The organism is Methylococcus capsulatus str. Texas = ATCC 19069 (assembly GCF_000424685.1).
Taxonomy (GTDB): Bacteria; Pseudomonadota; Gammaproteobacteria; order Methylococcales; family Methylococcaceae; genus Methylococcus; species Methylococcus capsulatus.
On the sequence record NZ_AUKJ01000019.1, the window covers coordinates 17,546 to 32,081 of the forward strand.

Sequence of the window (14,536 nt, forward strand, 5' to 3'; positions counted from 1 at the left end):
CCGCTCGACATGCCGAGTTTCTGCCTTTTGGGTCTGGGGCTCGCTTTGCTTTTCGATGTTCATCGTCGCGCGTGATCTCTTTCTGGACATGGATGGATGGCGGAGTTGAAGGGGGCGTGTCGCGTGGTGGCGGGAGGCGCGGCGACATAAACTTGCCCTTGGCATCCCATTTTTGGAAACCCTAGCAAATCATCCGTCTTCGTTCTTGGACAATAACGTATTCGAATAGGACTATTCTTTACTCTGAAACATGGGATATGCCCGGACGTCGCCCGTTCTGGCGAAAAGCAGACATCCTCCGGCCGGGTCTGTCCCGACTTTCGGTCCGTTCGAGGCACGACGCAGCGCGGACAGGGGCTGCGGATGTTGTCCACCTAAGAGGAGGTTTCGGCCATGATCACTGAGCTGACGTTCGATTCCGATGCCATCGCCGAATGCGATCGTTTCGAAGTGTGGCGGGAGATGTTCTGTTCGAAGATGTGGGGGTTGGACATCGCGCATTCCGACTCCCGGCCATTTTTCGCCCGCTGCCGTTTCGTGAGTCTCGGAGCCGTAGAGGTCATCCGCAGCGAGCTGAACGGGCTGGATTTCAGTCGCACCCCACGTAGGGTTCGTCAGCAGGAGTCGGACGACTTCGGGTTTCACCTCAGTCTGTCGGGGGGCGTCCGTGCGGTTCAGGCGGGATGCCATGCCGAAGTACGCGGTGCGGGGGGGCTGCTTTTGGCCGGCGGCCAGCCCTATACCCTTTCCACTCCACAGATGCCGGGAAGCGCCCATTACCAGTGTTATTCGCTGCATTTGCCGAGGAAAGAACTGCTGCAGCGCGTCCCGGATGCCGAACGCCATTTGGCCGAAGTCTGCGCTGGCGGCGAGCCGTTGAATCTTCTGGTGCAGTATCTGGACCTCGTGGCGGGTCATGATGCGGCCTTGCGGTCACCCGACCTGCGCAGACTCGCCGGCGAGCACCTGCTGGATCTCGTTGCCCTGACGCTGGAGCCCGGGCGCGATCCGGAATCACAGTTCCAGCGGGGCGGGCTGCGCGCCGCACGGCGTGCGGCATTGGTGAGATATCTGGAGCAGCACTACCGGGACGAACGTCTTTCAGTGAAAACGGCCGCGGCCGCGTTGGGGATCTCCGAAAGCTACCTGCACCGTCTGATGGCGGAGAGCGGAGAGAGTTTCACCGAAATGGTCAACCGTTTGCGGCTGGAGCGGGCGAAACGCATGCTCGAAGACCCGGGATGCGATGGTCTGCGCATCGGCGACATCGCATTCGCCACGGGATTCAACGATTTCACCTATTTCAACCGGCTGTTCCGGCGACGCTTCGGTGATACTCCCCGGACGTTCCGTGCCGATCGGCCGGAGCAGGGCGATACGATGCAGTGATCGTCCCCGCGCGCCCTTGCGAAGGCAGTCACTCCACGTTCTGGACCTGTTCGCGCATCTGCTCGATCAGTACCTTGATGTCCACGGCCGCGCGGGTGGTCTCCAGATCGGCCGACTTGGACGCCAGCGTGTTGGCCTCGCGGTTCATTTCCTGGATCAGGAAATCCAGGCGGCGCCCCGCGGGTTCCCGTTGGGTGAGGATGTGCCGCATTTCAGTGGTGTGCGCGGTCAGCCGATCCAGCTCTTCGGCGACGTCCATCTTCTGCGCGAGGTAGACCAGTTCCTGTTCGAGGCGGGCGGCATCGGGCTCGGCGGCCAGTTCGGCCAGCCGCGCCCTCAGCTTGTTCCGGATACCGGCGAGAATCGCCGGCAGGCGCTCCCGTACCGCGCCGACCGCGCGCTGGATGTCGGCACAGCGCAGGTCCAGCAACGCGGCGATCTGGGCACCCTCGCGCTCACGGAACGCCCGCGCCTCGGCCAGCGCCCGGTCGAGCACGGCGAGGAGCCCAGGTTCGAGCGTGGCGAGGTCCGGCTCGCTTTCCTGCATGACGCCCGGCCAGCGCAGCAGTTCGATGGCGCTCAGGCCGGCCCAGCAGCGGTCTTCCAGCGCTTCGACGTTTCGCAGCGCACCGAGCAGGCCGCGTACCAGCGCGGTGTCGATACATGTCGGGCCGGCTTCCGGCGCCGAGGGTTTCCACGTCAGGGTGCAGTCCACCCGCCCCCGCTTGAACGACTCGCCTATCCTGTTGCGCACCGCCAGTTCCAGGCCGCGCAGGGGATCCGGCAGGCGCAGGCCGACATCGAGATAGCGATGATTGACGGCACGCAGGTCCCAGCTAACCCGCCAGTTGCCCACCGTCCCTTGCGCGGTCCCGAAAGCCGTCATGCTGCGGATCATGATGTCTCCTCAAAGCTCCATTCAATGTCCGCGTACTATGCCCTGCATGAGGATCACGTGAAACCCCTCGCTGGCACCAGGCGTCAGAGTGCTGGCTTGAGTCGCAGCGTTTCCACGGGCGGGCCGGGTTCGAAAGGCAGGGGTCGGCCGGTGGCCCAGGCATCGTGCTGATCGCGGTAGTGCGGGGATAGAGGATGACCGGACTGGCCGGCCGGCATGTGCAGGATGCCGTCACCATGATGGCCGGGCGATACCACCAGCCGCTCGCTCGCTCCCTGATGGGGTGTCAGCACCCGGATGCATTGGCCGCCGCAGCCGACACCCTCCACTTGCGGCATGTCCAGCAGCGCGGATATCAACGGCAGGTTCTTGCTGAACGGATGCCGGACCTCCACCCGGTTGACCCGGCCCCAGGTCAGGTCTTGAAGTGCGGCGGTACCGAATTCCCTTTTCAGTTCGTCTATGCTCTGTTCCAGAGTACCGCGTAGAAACGCGTCCCAGGAGCCACTGCGGTCCGGAACGGTGCCCGGCAGACGCGAGGAAATCAGTGCACGCAGCGGCGTCTCCGCTTCGCGCCAGGCATAGACGAAGCCGGGGTCGGTCTGGTTGCAGCGGCTCAGCAGGCGGGAGAATACCGTGCGGGCGAGATTGCGCCGGTAACGTACCAGCAGCGCGATGCCACGGCTGTCCGCCTCCATCCGTCCATCCCAGGCTTCCACCGCCCGCCGGGCTTCGGTGAGCACCGGATCGTTGGCGTTCGCCGTCAATGCCAGGACCAGGTCGCGGTAGAAATCGAAGAACTCACTGCGGGTATCGAGCTGCAAGCCGAACAACTCGGTTTCGGTCAGTGCCTGTGCCTGCTTCAGTCTTTCGCCGATACGGTAGGCGCGGTAACTGTTGGAATAGTTGTGGCCGATGACATAGGGATAATCGCGCCCGAGTGTGCGGTTGTTGGCCGTGGCGAGGTATCCCCCGGGGGGATCGACCACCCGCGGCAGCCGTTCGGGCGGAACGAAACCGTCCCAGGCGGCGCCGTCGCTCCAACTCCGGCTCACCGAGCCGTCGAAGCCGCGCCGCAGCGGAAACCGGCCGGTGAGGGTCCAGGCGATGTGACCCGCCCGATCGGCCAGCACCACGTTCTGCGGCGGGTTCCCGGCACGGTTCATGACCGCCATGGCCGAATCCAGATCGCGGGCGCCGTCCATCTCCAGCAGGCCGAGATCGACCCCCTGGGCCTCGAGCGCGGTCCAGCGCAACGCCACCGGCATGCCCAGCAGCGGCTCGGTCATGACCGGCCCCCAGCGGCTGGATTTGAGGACCAGGGTTTCGTCCACCCCGTCTTTCACGCGCAAGGTTTCGGTACGCGTGTCCAGTGTCGCCCAGCCTTCGGGTGTGCGGTAGCGATCCGGTTCGAAGGCGTGCATTTCCAGTTTCACCAGGTCCAGCACGTCCGCGTCGACGTTGGTGAAGCCCCAGGCGATCCGGTCGTTGCTGCCTGCCACCAGCAGCGGCAGGCCGGGCAGGGTCACGCCGCTCATCACGGCTTCGCCATAGCGCAGTTCGGCCCGGTACCAGATGTTGGGTACGCCCAGGTTCAGATGCATGTCGTTGGCAACGATCGCCCGTCCATCCCGGGTCCGGGTGCCGGCGACCGCCCAGTTGTTGGAGCCGGCGGGGAGGGGTTCGGCATCGACCGCGGCGCCCAGCGTGAGATGCGGGGTTTCGGCGAGCAGCTCTGCCAGCGCAGCCGCGGGTACCGGCCGTTCGGGGCGCCGCGAGCCGTTCCCGCCGGCGAGGACCGTGGTGTAGGCATCGACGTCCGGCGTCAGGAAGGCGAGGACTTCCGGCGGCAAGGTCTCGGCCATTACACTGAGCATGCGTTCTTCGTCGGGATGGCCGTTGAGGGTCTGGAACATGCCGAGGCCGACCAGCAGGCTGTCTTCCGCCCGCCATGGTTCCGGGGTATAGCCAAGGACCAGTATTTCCGGGGGCGGTACGGTCTGTTCGGCCATTCGGGCGTTGACGCCGGCGACGTAGGCCTCGAGCGCCAGCCGCTGGGATTCCGGAAGCGCGGCGACGATGGCCGCGGCGGCGCGCCCGAAGGCGTAGATCCGCTGCGCGCGGTCGTGCGCCCGGGCCTGTTCTCCGAAGATTTCGGCCAGCCGGCCCGCAGCTTTGCGCCGCATCATATCCATCTGGAACAGCCGGTCGCGCGCGTGCAGATAGCCCAGCACGCGCAGGGCGTCTTCCCGGTTCGCCGCCATCACCCGCGGGATGCCGAGCCGATCGAATTCGACGGTGGCGGGCCGGGTGAGCCCCGGCAGTACGCTCTCGCCGCCGGTGGCAGGGAGCGAGGCCGCCGCCTTTTCCAGGCGGGTGCCGGCATAGGTCGCGAGGGCGAGGATCCCGAAGCCGGCGATGTACAGGATATGCTTGAATTTCATGGTGAAAGCGGGTCAGCGCCGCAGCGGCAATTCGAGTATACTGACGCGCTTTTCATCGGATAAGCAAGCCCATATGAGACCCAGCGGACGCCGTCCCGATCAACTCCGTCGCATCGCCTTCACCTGCAACTACACCAAGCACGCCGAAGGCTCGGTGCTCGTCGAATTCGGCGATACCCGCGTCATCTGCACCGCGAGCGTGGAGGAGCGGGTTCCGCCTTTCCTCAAAGGCAAAGGCAGCGGCTGGATCACCGCCGAATACGGCATGCTGCCGCGTGCCACCCACGAGCGTACCGGCCGTGAGGCCGCCCGCGGCAAGCAGGGGGGGCGGACCATGGAGATCCAGCGCCTGATCGGCCGCTCCCTGCGCGCCGCGTTGAACCTGGAAGCCCTGGGCGAGCGCACCGTCACCCTCGACTGCGACGTCATCCAGGCCGACGGTGGCACCCGCACCGCATCGATCACCGGCGGCTACGTGGCTCTGGTGCTGGCCGTGCAGCGGCTGCTGAAGAGCCGCAAGATCAAGACCAATCCGGTGCACGGTCAGATCGCTTCGGTCTCCGTCGGCATCTGCCAGGGGGTTCCCGTCCTCGACCTGGACTACGCCGAGGACTGCGACGCCGAAACAGACATGAACGTGGTCATGAACGACGCCGGCGCCTTCATCGAAATCCAGGGCACGGCCGAAGGCCATGCGTTCCGCCGCGACGAGCTGGATGCCATGCTGCGGCTCGCCGAGGCCGGCATCGCCGATCTCCTGCTGCACCAGCAGGAGGCGTTGGATGGCTGTGGCATCAAAAGCTAGGCCGGTCATGCGGCGCAAACTGGTCCTCGCCAGTAACAACGCGGGCAAGGTGCGGGAACTCCAGGCGCTGATTTCGACGTCGGGCTTCGAGATCATCCCCCAGGGGGCGCTGGGGATCCCGGAGGCCGAGGAAACCGGCGCCAGCTTCGTCGAAAATGCGTTGATCAAGGCGTACCACGCGGCCAGACACAGCGGATTGCCCGCCATCGCCGACGATTCCGGACTGGAGGTCGATGCGCTGGGCGGTGAGCCCGGGGTCCATTCGGCGCGCTATGCCGGCCCGGCGGCCTCCGACGATGACAACATCGACAGACTGCTGGCCGCTTTGGACGGCGTCGAGGCTGGGCGCCGCCGTGCACGTTTCCGCTGCGTCATGGTGTTCGTCCGCGATGCGGAAGATACCGATCCCCTCGTTGCCGAAGGGTGCTGGGAAGGCTGGATCGGCGAGAACCGCCGGGGTAGCGGCGGCTTCGGTTACGATCCGGTGTTTATCGTACCGGGAACGGGTCTTTCGGCCGCCGAACTCCCACCGGAGGACAAAAACCGCCTGAGCCATCGCGGCCAGGCTGCGGCTGTCCTCGCTAGCCGGCTCCGGGCTCTGACGGGCGGCTGATCCGCCCGGTTTCCTGCGGTTTGTCATCCCTCTGTGCCTCGACAGGAAAGGGAAAACACACCACAATTCAGGGCCGGGTCCAGCCGTCCCGGCGTCACCGGATCTCGCGCTGGCAGAAGGTGCCCATGACCAGTTCCGATACGCTCGAATTTCTCGAATCGTTCCTGGCCAAGGACTTTGAGGCCGAATACCATCGGCGTCGGCCCCGCAGGCGCGCCGAACCCCTGGTCATCACCCTGTCCCGCGATTTCGGCGCCGGCGGCGAAGCGCTGGCTGCGGATCTGGCCCATTTTCTGGACCTGCCGATCTACGACAGGGAGATTCTTGACCGGGTCGCCGACAAGACCCGGATCGACAAAAGCCATTTCGAGCATCATGATGAGGATAGCGCCGAGCGCATCAGCGACCTGCTCTACAACTTGATGTTCGGTACGAAGGTATTCCGTCTGCGCGTGGTCGGGTCGCGTGCGGTCTGCGGCGAACGCATCGCGGCCGAACTGGGCATCGGCCAGGCCGAGGCCGAGCGACTGGTGTTCGAGACCAACAACAAACGGCACAAGTCGGTCCAGACGCTGTTCAGCGATCTGTATGACGCGTGTTCCCTGGAACACGCCGTCAATTTCGATCTCGTGCTCAACACCGACCATCTGCCAGCCGGTAACGCTCTGCCGACCGTACTCGTGGCGGTACGGCAGTTCGGCTTCGAAGTCTTCGATCTCGGTCAGCGGGAAGCCTCGTGAGCCAGGCGGTGGGACAGACCGCATCCCGTCTGCTAACGGTCGAGATCGTCGACGTCTGCCGGGAGATATTTTCCGGGCGTTGTAGCCGGGTGGTCGCGCCGGCCGTGGACGGTGAGGTCGGCGTCCTGCCCCGTCATACGCCGTTCCTGACCCGGCTCCGGCCCGGCGAGATAAGGCTCAGGACCGAGGCAGGCGAAGACCAGTATTTCTACCTCTCGGGGGGCTACATGGAGGTGCAGCAGTGGGAGGTCAGCATCCTGGCCGACCAGGTGCTCCGCTCCCAAGAGATCGACCGGGAAGCGGCCCTGGCGGCCAAGCGCAACGCCGAGCGGATGCTCCGCGAGAACCGGATTCCCGGCGAGCGTGACCGCGCCTATCTGGAATTGCTCAAGGCCCTGGCCCAGTTGCGCCTGCTGGAACGGCTGAATGCACGAAAGAGGGGCCGGAACCGGCTCTGATCCTGCGGTGACAAGCGGCGAACGCGATAGTTCGAGGAGACCATCATGACGATGAAGAAGCGTGTCTACGCCTTCTCCGAAGGCGACGGCAAGAACAAACGCCTGCTCGGCGGCAAGGGGGCCAACCTCTGCGAAATGACGCAGATCGGGCTCAACGTGCCGCCGGGTTTCGTTATTACCACGGAAGCCTGCCTCGAATACCTGGCAGACAAGAAGCTGCCGGCCGGCTTGATGGACGAAGTCCGGGAGCACATGGCCCGGCTCGAACAGGCTACCGGCAAGCGCTTCGGCGATCCCGCCAATCCGCTTTTGGTCTCGGTGCGTTCCGGTTCGGCCCTGTCCATGCCGGGCATGATGGATACCATTCTCAACCTCGGCCTCAACCACGATACACTCCAGGGGTTGATCCGGCAGACCGGCAACGAGCGCTTCGGTCACGATGCCTACCGGCGGTTCATCCAGTTGTTCGGCAAGGTTGCCCTCGGTGTTCCCGACGAGCTGTTCGACGCCGAATTCGAAGCCATCAAGCACCAGGCCGGGGTCGCCGCCGACATCGGCCTGAGCGCCGTCCATCTCGCCGACATCGGCGAACGTTTCCTCGCCGTCGTGCGCCGCCATACCGGCAAACCCTTCCCCGAAGACGTCTACGAGCAGCTCGAGATCGCGATCCGGGCGGTATTCGACTCCTGGATGGGAAAACGCGCGGTGGATTACCGCCGCGAATTCCACATCACGCCCGACCAGGCCAACGGCACGGCGGTGAACGTGGTGACCATGGTGTTCGGCAACATGGGCGACGACTCCGCCACCGGTGTCGGCTTCACCCGCAATCCCGGTACTGGTGAGAACGAGATGTTCGGCGAGTATCTGGTCAACGCCCAGGGTGAGGATGTGGTAGCCGGAATCCGCACGCCCAAGCCCGTGCACGAGATGGCAACCGAAATGCCGGCGCTTTACGCCCAACTGGTGGAACTGCGCGACAAGCTCGAAGCCCATTACCACGAGGTGCAGGACTTCGAGTACACCATCGAGAAAGGGGTCTTGTACTGCCTGCAGACGCGCAACGGCAAGATGAACGCCCAGGCGATGGTGCGCACCTCGGTCGAGATGTGCCGGGAAGGGCTGATCACGCGGGATCAGGCACTCCTGCGGGTCAACCCCGCCCATCTGGAACAGTTGCTCCATCCCTGCCTCGACACCTCGCACAACCCCACGCCGCTGGCGCAGGGGCTGCCTGCCTCGCCCGGCGCCGCCAGCGGCCGTTGCGTGTTCGATGCGGATCAGGCCGAACTGTTGGGACGGGCCGGTGAAAAGGTCATCCTGGTGCGTGAGGAGACCAAGCCGGAAGACATCCACGGCTTCTTCGCGGCCCAGGGAATCCTCACCAGTCGCGGCGGCAAGACCTCGCATGCCGCCGTGGTCGCCCGCGGCATGGGCAAGGCCTGCGTGGCCGGTGCCGAAGGCATCAGGGTGGACAGCCGGGCGCGGCTGGCAACGGTGGGGGAAGTCACGTTGCACGAAGGTGACATCATCACCATCGACGGCAGCACCGGCCGCGTCTATCTCGGCGCGATCCCGACGATCGCGCCGACCTTCTCCGAACACCTCAGGACACTGCTGTCCTGGGCCGACGAAGCCGCGCATCTCAAGGTCAAGGCCAATGCCGACACGCCGGAAGCGGCGAAGGAGGCGCGCGAATTCGGTGCCGTGGGCATCGGGCTGTGCCGTACCGAACGCATGTTCAACGCCAGCGACCGGCTCCCGGTGGTGGTGGAGATGATCCTGGCGCCCGACGTGGAGGAACGCAAGGCTGCACTGGACAAGCTGTTGCCGATGCAGCGCTGCGACTTCCAGGCGATTTTCACCCTGATGGCTCCCTACCCCGTCACCGTCCGGCTGCTGGACCCGCCCATCCACGAATTCCTTCCAGACGAGCATTCCCTGGCGGACGAGATCGATGCGCTGCGGCAATTCCGGCGGGTCGCGAAAGGGCGGGCGGCGGCTTTGAGCGCGCTGGGTCAGGCCGTCGAGACCGACGGCGTCGGCGAGGATGCCGTGGCTGCCGTCATCGCCCGCAAGGAGCGACTGCTGGCCAAGGTCCGAGAACTGCACGAGATCAACCCGATGCTGGGGCATCGTGGGGTGCGACTCGGGATCACCTTCCCCGAAATCTACGAGATGCAGATCCGCGCCGTGCTCGAGGCCGCGGCGGAGTGCGTCAAGGCCGGCGTGGCCGCCGCCCCGGAGATCATGGTGCCCCAGGTCGTCGACGGCGCGGAATTGGAGTGTGTCCGGGCGATGGTCGATCGCCTGCGGCAGGAAATCGAAGCCAGCCACGGCGTCCGGCTCGATTTCAAGTTCGGCAGCATGGTGGAAACCGTGCGCGCCTGTGTGAGCGCCGATGGGTTGGCGCGGACCGCGGAATTCTTCTCCTTCGGGACCAACGACCTGACCCAGGCGACCTGGTCGTTCTCGCGCGAGGATGCGGAAAACAAGTTCCTCCCTCAGTACATCGGCAGCGGCATCCTCAAGGACAATCCGTTCGAAGTGCTCGACGTCGTCGGTGTCGGTGCCATGATGCGGATGGCGGTGGAAAAGGGACGCAGCGTCCGTCCGGACCTCGAAATCGGCATCTGTGGGGAGCACGGCGGGCATCCCGGCTCCATCCGTTTCTGCGACGGCATCGGCCTCAGCTACGTCTCCTGTTCGGCGCCGCGGGTGCCTGTCGCCCGGCTGGCGGCGGCACACGCCGCCTTGCTGAACGGCGGCTGAGGGAGCGTCTGGCAGGAAGGGACTGCCGCGCCGAGCGCGGTCGCCGCGGTTTGCCATCGTTCCATCGCGTCCGTATACTTCGCCGACCCTGTAACGACTGGCCGAACTCGAGGAGCGCGCCGTGGAAAAGCCTTATATCCTGCACATGTTCACGCCGGAAAAGAATCTGAGCCCGTTCGATGCGAACATGGCGCTCGACGCCGGCTGGTTGTCCCTCGTGCCCTATACGAACCTGGAGGCGGGGGAAATCACCGCCCTGGTACAGGATGCGATCTTCTCGCGCAGCCCCGCCGGCGTGAAGCGCACCGCCGTCTTCATCGGCGGACGTGATGTCGGGACAGCCATGGCCATGCTGCGCACCGCCCGGAAGTCGATGGTTCCGCCGTTCGAGATTTCCGCTTTCGCCGATCCGAGCGGCGCCTTCACGACCGCCGCGGCGATGGTCGCAATGGCCGAGGGCGAGCTGCGGAAGCATTACCAGACCGGTCTCGAAGGCAAGTCGGTGCTGGCACTGGGCGGCACCGGTCCGGTCGGCCAGATCGCCGCCGTGCTGGCGGCCCGTGCCGGCGCCCAGGTCAAGATCATCGGACGCCAGCTCGAAAAGGCCCAGAAAGTGGCCGCGCTGTGCAATGCCGAATTCGGCGAAGGCCAGACCGCCATCGAGGGCGATGCCGATGCCAACAAGGGCGAACTGCTCAAGACCGCCGATGTGGTATTCGCGACCGCCGCCGCCGGCATCCAGGTGCTGAGCGCCGAGCTGCTGGCGGCATCACCCCGGCTCAAGGTGGCCGCCGACGTCAACGCCGTGCCGCCGTCCGGCATCGCCGGCTTGGATCCCCATCACAAAGGCACGCCGATCGAAGGTTCGCCGAGCGGGGCCATCGGCATCGGCGCGCTGGCCATCGGCAACGTCAAATACCAGGCCCAGCACCGGCTGCTGCTGCGGATGCGCAACACCGACATGCCGGTCTATCTGGCATTCAACGAGGCTTTCGAGATCGCCCGCGAAGTCGTCCGCGGTGGCTGAGGTCCAGCCCTAAGCCGCGCCGGTCGGAATTTTCGCAGGGCGCGGCCCGACGCCTTCTTTACTTACCGATTTTTTCCGAGACCCACCCAGAATGGAAAAACGCGCCGTCCTCCACATGTTCGACCCCATGCCGCATGTGAGCCCCTTCGATATCAACATGGCGGTCGACGCCGGTTTCGAGGTCATCGTGCCCTACAGCGACGTCAAGGCGGAAGAGGTGCATGGCCTGGTGCAGGATGCGATTTTCTCGCGCGGTCCGGCGGGCGTGAAACGCACCGGAATCTTCATCGGCGGGCGCGATCTGGCGGTCGCGCTCACCATGCTGGAAACCGCCAAAGCCGCGATGGTGCCGCCGTTCGAAGTGTCGGTGCTGGCCGATCCCAGCGGCGGATTCACCACCGCGGCGGCGCTGGTGGCGCTGGTGGAAAAGCAGCTCAAGCTGAAGCACGGCGCAGAGCTGGCGGGCCAGCGTGCGGTGGTGTTCGGCGGCACGGGGCCGGTGGGCATCGCCACCGGCGTCATCGCGTCGCTGGCCGGGGCGGACGTGACCCTGGTCGACCCGTTCAACGTCGAAACCGCACTGGCCAAGGCCGACGAATACAACCGGCGCTGTGGTGCCCGCCTGCACGGTACCTTCGCCGGTTCGGAAGCCGACAAGGCGCGCCTCTTGTCGAATGCCGACGTGGTGTTCTGCACCGCCAAGGCCGGTGTCGAAGTGCTCAACGCGTCGGTACTGGCCGATGCCAAACGCCTCAAAGTCGCCGGTGACGTCAACGCGGTGCCACCGCTCGGCATCGAGGGGATCAAACTGAAGCACAATGGCGAACCGCTGGTGCATGCGGTCAACAGTCCCGGTGCCGTCGGGGTGGGAGCCCTTGCCGTCGGCAACGTGAAATACCAGTTGCAGAATCACCTGCTGGCGCTGCTGTTGAAATCGGAAAGTCCGGTCTTCTTCGACTTCCGGGCCGCGTTCGAGCGGGCACGCGAAATCGTCTGATCGGTGTTTCCTCGATGGACGGACGAAAAGACCCTGCCCTCATGGCCGGGTTTTTCGTCGAAGGAATGATCAGGTGCCGTCACTCGGACCGGGCAATCGGGCGGCTTCGATGGCGCCGGATTCGACTGCTCCTGGCTGGATGGTCTGTCTGGCGCCGACCCGGCGGCCCACCACTATTCCCCCCAACAGGCAGGCCAGGAAAACCCCCACGCCGGCATCCGCCGTGACGAGGGAAACCACGGCAGGTCCGGGACAATAACCGGTCAGCCCCCAGCCCACGCCGAAGATCGCGGCACCTCCCACGAGGCGGCCGTCGATGTGTTTCCGGACCGGAAGATCGAAGCGATCTCCCAGGACAGGGCGCCCCCGTCGCAGAATCCGCGGAAACGAGACGAAGGTCAGGCCCACTGCCCCTCCCATCACCAGCATCAGCGACGGGTCCCAGTTTCCGCCGACGTCCAGGAAGGCCAGGATTTTTCCTGGGCGGGTCATGCCGGCCAGCCCCAGCCCCGTTGCGAAGATCACGCCCCAAAGGAAAGCACTGAAAATGGGCATCCCGGCTCAACCTCCGCTGAGGCGGTTGAAAAGGAGCACGGTTGCCATGCCAGTGCCCATGAAGGTCAGCACGGCGATCACGGAGCGCATGGACCGGCGGCCGAGCCCGCAGACGCCGTGCCCGCTGGTGCAGCCGTTGCTGATCTGTGCCCCCAGGCCGACCAGAAAGCCGCCGATACCCAGCGCCCACAGCGGCCTCGGAGCCGTGTCGAAAGTATCCGGGTAGACGCCGAGCAGCAGTACGCCGGCGACCACCAGCCCCAGCACGAAGGCACATCGCCAAGCCCAGTCTACCGAGGCGGGCCATAGCATTCCCGCCAGTATGTTGCTGACCCCTGCCAGCCGGCCATTGAAATAGAGAAGGCCACACGCGGCCGCGCCGATCAAGGCGCCGCCGCCGAGAGCCGACAGCAGGGCTTGAGAGTTCATGAGGATCGCATCCGAGTTCGTACACCAATGAGCGGCACTATAAGGCGTGCAGTGTACATTCGGCAAAGAGCATTTTCTCATTTCGTTATATTCAAATGTTTTCATAATCTCCGTGCCGATTTTGAGTTTCCCCTCCGTCGTCAAGTGCGCTATCTTGGACCGTGAAAACCGTCGGTCGACGGAGGACCTAAAGTCATGAACAAGGCTTTGTGGTATGTCGTCTTGCCCGCATTGCTGGTCACCGTCCTGGCGCAGCGCTTCGGCCATCTTACGGTCAACTTCCCGCTCAAATCCGTGTTCGGCGGAGCAGCGCCCGCCGAGGCGGCTTTGCACCGGAGGATCGCGCTGCCTTCGGGGTTCAGCCTCACGGTTTACGCGGCGGACTTGCCGGGGGCCCGGATGCTGCGCTTTACCCGGACCGGCGACCTGCTGGTCAGCCAGCCGCATGCCGGCGCCATCGTCCTGCTGGAAAAGGACGCCGACGGTGATGGCCGCCCCGACGGCCGGCGGCAACTGCTGACGGGACTCAGTCGGCCGCACGGCCTCGATCTCCGCGACGGGTGGCTCTACGTGGCGGAAACCTACGGCGTCGTTCGCGTCCGTTACGACGCGGCCGAGCGGCAGATTTCCGGGGCGCCTGAGATGGTGGTGAGCGGGATTCCCGGGGGAGGCAATCACTGGAGCCGGACTCTCAAGTTCGGCCCGGACGGTGGGATGTACGTTTCGGTGGGTTCGAGTTGCAACGTTTGTATCGAAGATGACCCGCTTCGCGCCACACTGCTGCGTTTCGAGCCGGATGGCACGAAGCGGGAAATCTACGCCACGGGTCTGCGCAATACCGTCGGTTTCGACTGGCGCCCCGGCAGCCGCGAGCTTTATGGCACCGACAATGGTCGTGACCTGCTGGGCGATGATTTCCCACCGTGTGAACTCAACCGCATCGAAAAAGGCGGCTTTTACGGCTGGCCTTACGCCAACGGCAACCGCGTCCCGGATCCCGATTACGGACGAGGACACGAGGCCGACATTCGACGCAGCTTGCCGCCCGTCCATGAATTCCGTGCTCACGTCGCCCCGCTCGGTATGGTTTTCCTCAAAGGCGGGGGATTGCCGCAGGACTACCGCGGCGCCGCCCTGGTCGCCCTGCACGGCTCCTGGAACCGGTCGAAAAAACAGGGCTACGAGGTCGTGTCACTGCATTTCGGTGCTGACGGCCGGATAGCCGAGCGTCCCTTCATGACCGGATTCAATATCGACGAAGACGTCATCGGCCGGCCGGTGGATGTCGCCGAAGGGCCCGACGGTGCCATCTATGTGTCCGACGACTATGCGGGGGCCATCTACCGCGTCCTTTACCGCCCGCCTGTCACCGCTTCCCACGACTGACTGCATAAGCTCGGAAACCTTTG

General features: G+C 65.0%; 13 protein-coding genes. 9 read left to right on the plus strand and 4 right to left on the minus strand.

From position 1 onward, the window contains the following. Nucleotides 1-393: 393 nt before the first annotated feature. Nucleotides 394-1,389: an AraC family transcriptional regulator gene (locus H156_RS0107710; protein ID WP_010962215.1), complete on the plus strand. Its 996-nt coding sequence runs from the start codon at nt 394-396 to the stop codon at nt 1,387-1,389. A 28-nt stretch (nt 1,390-1,417) separates the two neighbouring features. Here the strand turns inward: H156_RS0107710 and H156_RS0107715 are convergent, their stop codons facing one another. Beyond that, entirely contained in the window at nt 1,418-2,287 is an 870-nt protein-coding gene (locus H156_RS0107715) for a YicC/YloC family endoribonuclease (protein WP_017364406.1), read from the minus strand. Between the two features lie 83 nt (nt 2,288-2,370). Further along, the gene (locus H156_RS0107720; RefSeq protein WP_017364405.1) at nt 2,371-4,731 is read right to left on the minus strand and encodes a penicillin acylase family protein; all 2,361 of its coding nucleotides are present in this window, start codon (nt 4,729-4,731) and stop codon (nt 2,371-2,373) included. 73 nt (nt 4,732-4,804) lie between these two features. Between H156_RS0107720 and rph the strand changes: the two genes are divergently transcribed. From rph to H156_RS0107755, 7 genes are all read left to right on the plus strand, one after another. Next, nucleotides 4,805-5,536, plus strand: coding sequence for a ribonuclease PH (rph, locus tag H156_RS0107725; protein WP_010962212.1), 732 nt, complete (start codon nt 4,805-4,807; stop codon nt 5,534-5,536). Between the two features lie 7 nt (nt 5,537-5,543). After that, the gene (gene rdgB, locus H156_RS0107730; RefSeq protein WP_017364404.1) at nt 5,544-6,149 is read left to right on the plus strand and encodes an RdgB/HAM1 family non-canonical purine NTP pyrophosphatase; all 606 of its coding nucleotides are present in this window, start codon (nt 5,544-5,546) and stop codon (nt 6,147-6,149) included. Between the two features lie 125 nt (nt 6,150-6,274). After that, entirely contained in the window at nt 6,275-6,889 is a 615-nt protein-coding gene (locus H156_RS0107735) for a cytidylate kinase-like family protein (protein WP_017364403.1), read from the plus strand. After that, the gene (locus H156_RS0107740) at nt 6,886-7,347 is read left to right on the plus strand and encodes a F0F1 ATP synthase subunit epsilon (RefSeq protein WP_017364402.1); all 462 of its coding nucleotides are present in this window, start codon (nt 6,886-6,888) and stop codon (nt 7,345-7,347) included. The genes H156_RS0107735 and H156_RS0107740 overlap by 4 nt, the downstream gene beginning before the upstream one ends. A gap of 45 nt (nt 7,348-7,392) precedes the next feature. After that, nucleotides 7,393-10,119 carry a pyruvate, phosphate dikinase gene (gene ppdK, locus H156_RS0107745; RefSeq protein WP_017364401.1) on the plus strand — a complete coding sequence of 909 codons (2,727 nt, stop codon included), beginning with the start codon at nt 7,393-7,395 and terminating at the stop codon, nt 10,117-10,119. 121 nt (nt 10,120-10,240) lie between these two features. Further along, a complete protein-coding gene (locus H156_RS0107750; protein ID WP_017364400.1) occupies nt 10,241-11,146 on the plus strand; it encodes an NADP-dependent methylenetetrahydromethanopterin/methylenetetrahydrofolate dehydrogenase in 906 nt (301 codons plus the stop codon). Nucleotides 11,147-11,237: 91 nt separating this feature from the next. After that, a complete protein-coding gene (locus tag H156_RS0107755) occupies nt 11,238-12,143 on the plus strand; it encodes an NAD(P)-dependent methylenetetrahydromethanopterin dehydrogenase (protein WP_017364399.1) in 906 nt (301 codons plus the stop codon). Nucleotides 12,144-12,212: 69 nt separating this feature from the next. On the opposite strand, the gene H156_RS0107760 is transcribed toward H156_RS0107755, so the two are convergent. Together H156_RS0107760 and H156_RS0107765 are read right to left on the minus strand one after the other, a co-directional pair. After that, entirely contained in the window at nt 12,213-12,698 is a 486-nt protein-coding gene (locus H156_RS0107760; RefSeq protein WP_017364398.1) for a DUF6691 family protein, read from the minus strand. 6 nt (nt 12,699-12,704) lie between these two features. Then, entirely contained in the window at nt 12,705-13,127 is a 423-nt protein-coding gene (locus tag H156_RS0107765) for a YeeE/YedE family protein (RefSeq protein WP_017364397.1), read from the minus strand. Nucleotides 13,128-13,322: 195 nt separating this feature from the next. Here H156_RS0107765 and H156_RS0107770 point away from each other — a divergent pair, with 195 nt between their 5' ends. Next, nucleotides 13,323-14,513, plus strand: coding sequence for a PQQ-dependent sugar dehydrogenase (locus H156_RS0107770; protein WP_017364396.1), 1,191 nt, complete (start codon nt 13,323-13,325; stop codon nt 14,511-14,513). Nucleotides 14,514-14,536 lie beyond the last annotated feature (23 nt).

What these genes read in the sequence shown, in the direction of transcription:
- ppdK (WP_017364401.1), top strand. Translation starts at nt 7,393, where the DNA reads ATGACGATGAAGAAGCGTGTCTACGCCTTCTCCGAAGGCGACGGCAAG.
- H156_RS0107720 (WP_017364405.1), bottom strand. Translation starts at nt 4,731, where the DNA reads ATGAAATTCAAGCATATCCTGTACATCGCCGGCTTCGGGATCCTCGCC.
- rdgB (WP_017364404.1), top strand. Translation starts at nt 5,544, where the DNA reads ATGCGGCGCAAACTGGTCCTCGCCAGTAACAACGCGGGCAAGGTGCGG.
- rph (WP_010962212.1), top strand. Translation starts at nt 4,805, where the DNA reads ATGAGACCCAGCGGACGCCGTCCCGATCAACTCCGTCGCATCGCCTTC.
- H156_RS0107735 (WP_017364403.1), top strand. Translation starts at nt 6,275, where the DNA reads ATGACCAGTTCCGATACGCTCGAATTTCTCGAATCGTTCCTGGCCAAG.
- H156_RS0107770 (WP_017364396.1), top strand. Translation starts at nt 13,323, where the DNA reads ATGAACAAGGCTTTGTGGTATGTCGTCTTGCCCGCATTGCTGGTCACC.
- H156_RS0107765 (WP_017364397.1), bottom strand. Translation starts at nt 13,127, where the DNA reads ATGAACTCTCAAGCCCTGCTGTCGGCTCTCGGCGGCGGCGCCTTGATC.
- H156_RS0107710 (WP_010962215.1), top strand. Translation starts at nt 394, where the DNA reads ATGATCACTGAGCTGACGTTCGATTCCGATGCCATCGCCGAATGCGAT.
- H156_RS0107755 (WP_017364399.1), top strand. Translation starts at nt 11,238, where the DNA reads ATGGAAAAACGCGCCGTCCTCCACATGTTCGACCCCATGCCGCATGTG.
- H156_RS0107760 (WP_017364398.1), bottom strand. Translation starts at nt 12,698, where the DNA reads ATGCCCATTTTCAGTGCTTTCCTTTGGGGCGTGATCTTCGCAACGGGG.
- H156_RS0107715 (WP_017364406.1), bottom strand. Translation starts at nt 2,287, where the DNA reads ATGATCCGCAGCATGACGGCTTTCGGGACCGCGCAAGGGACGGTGGGC.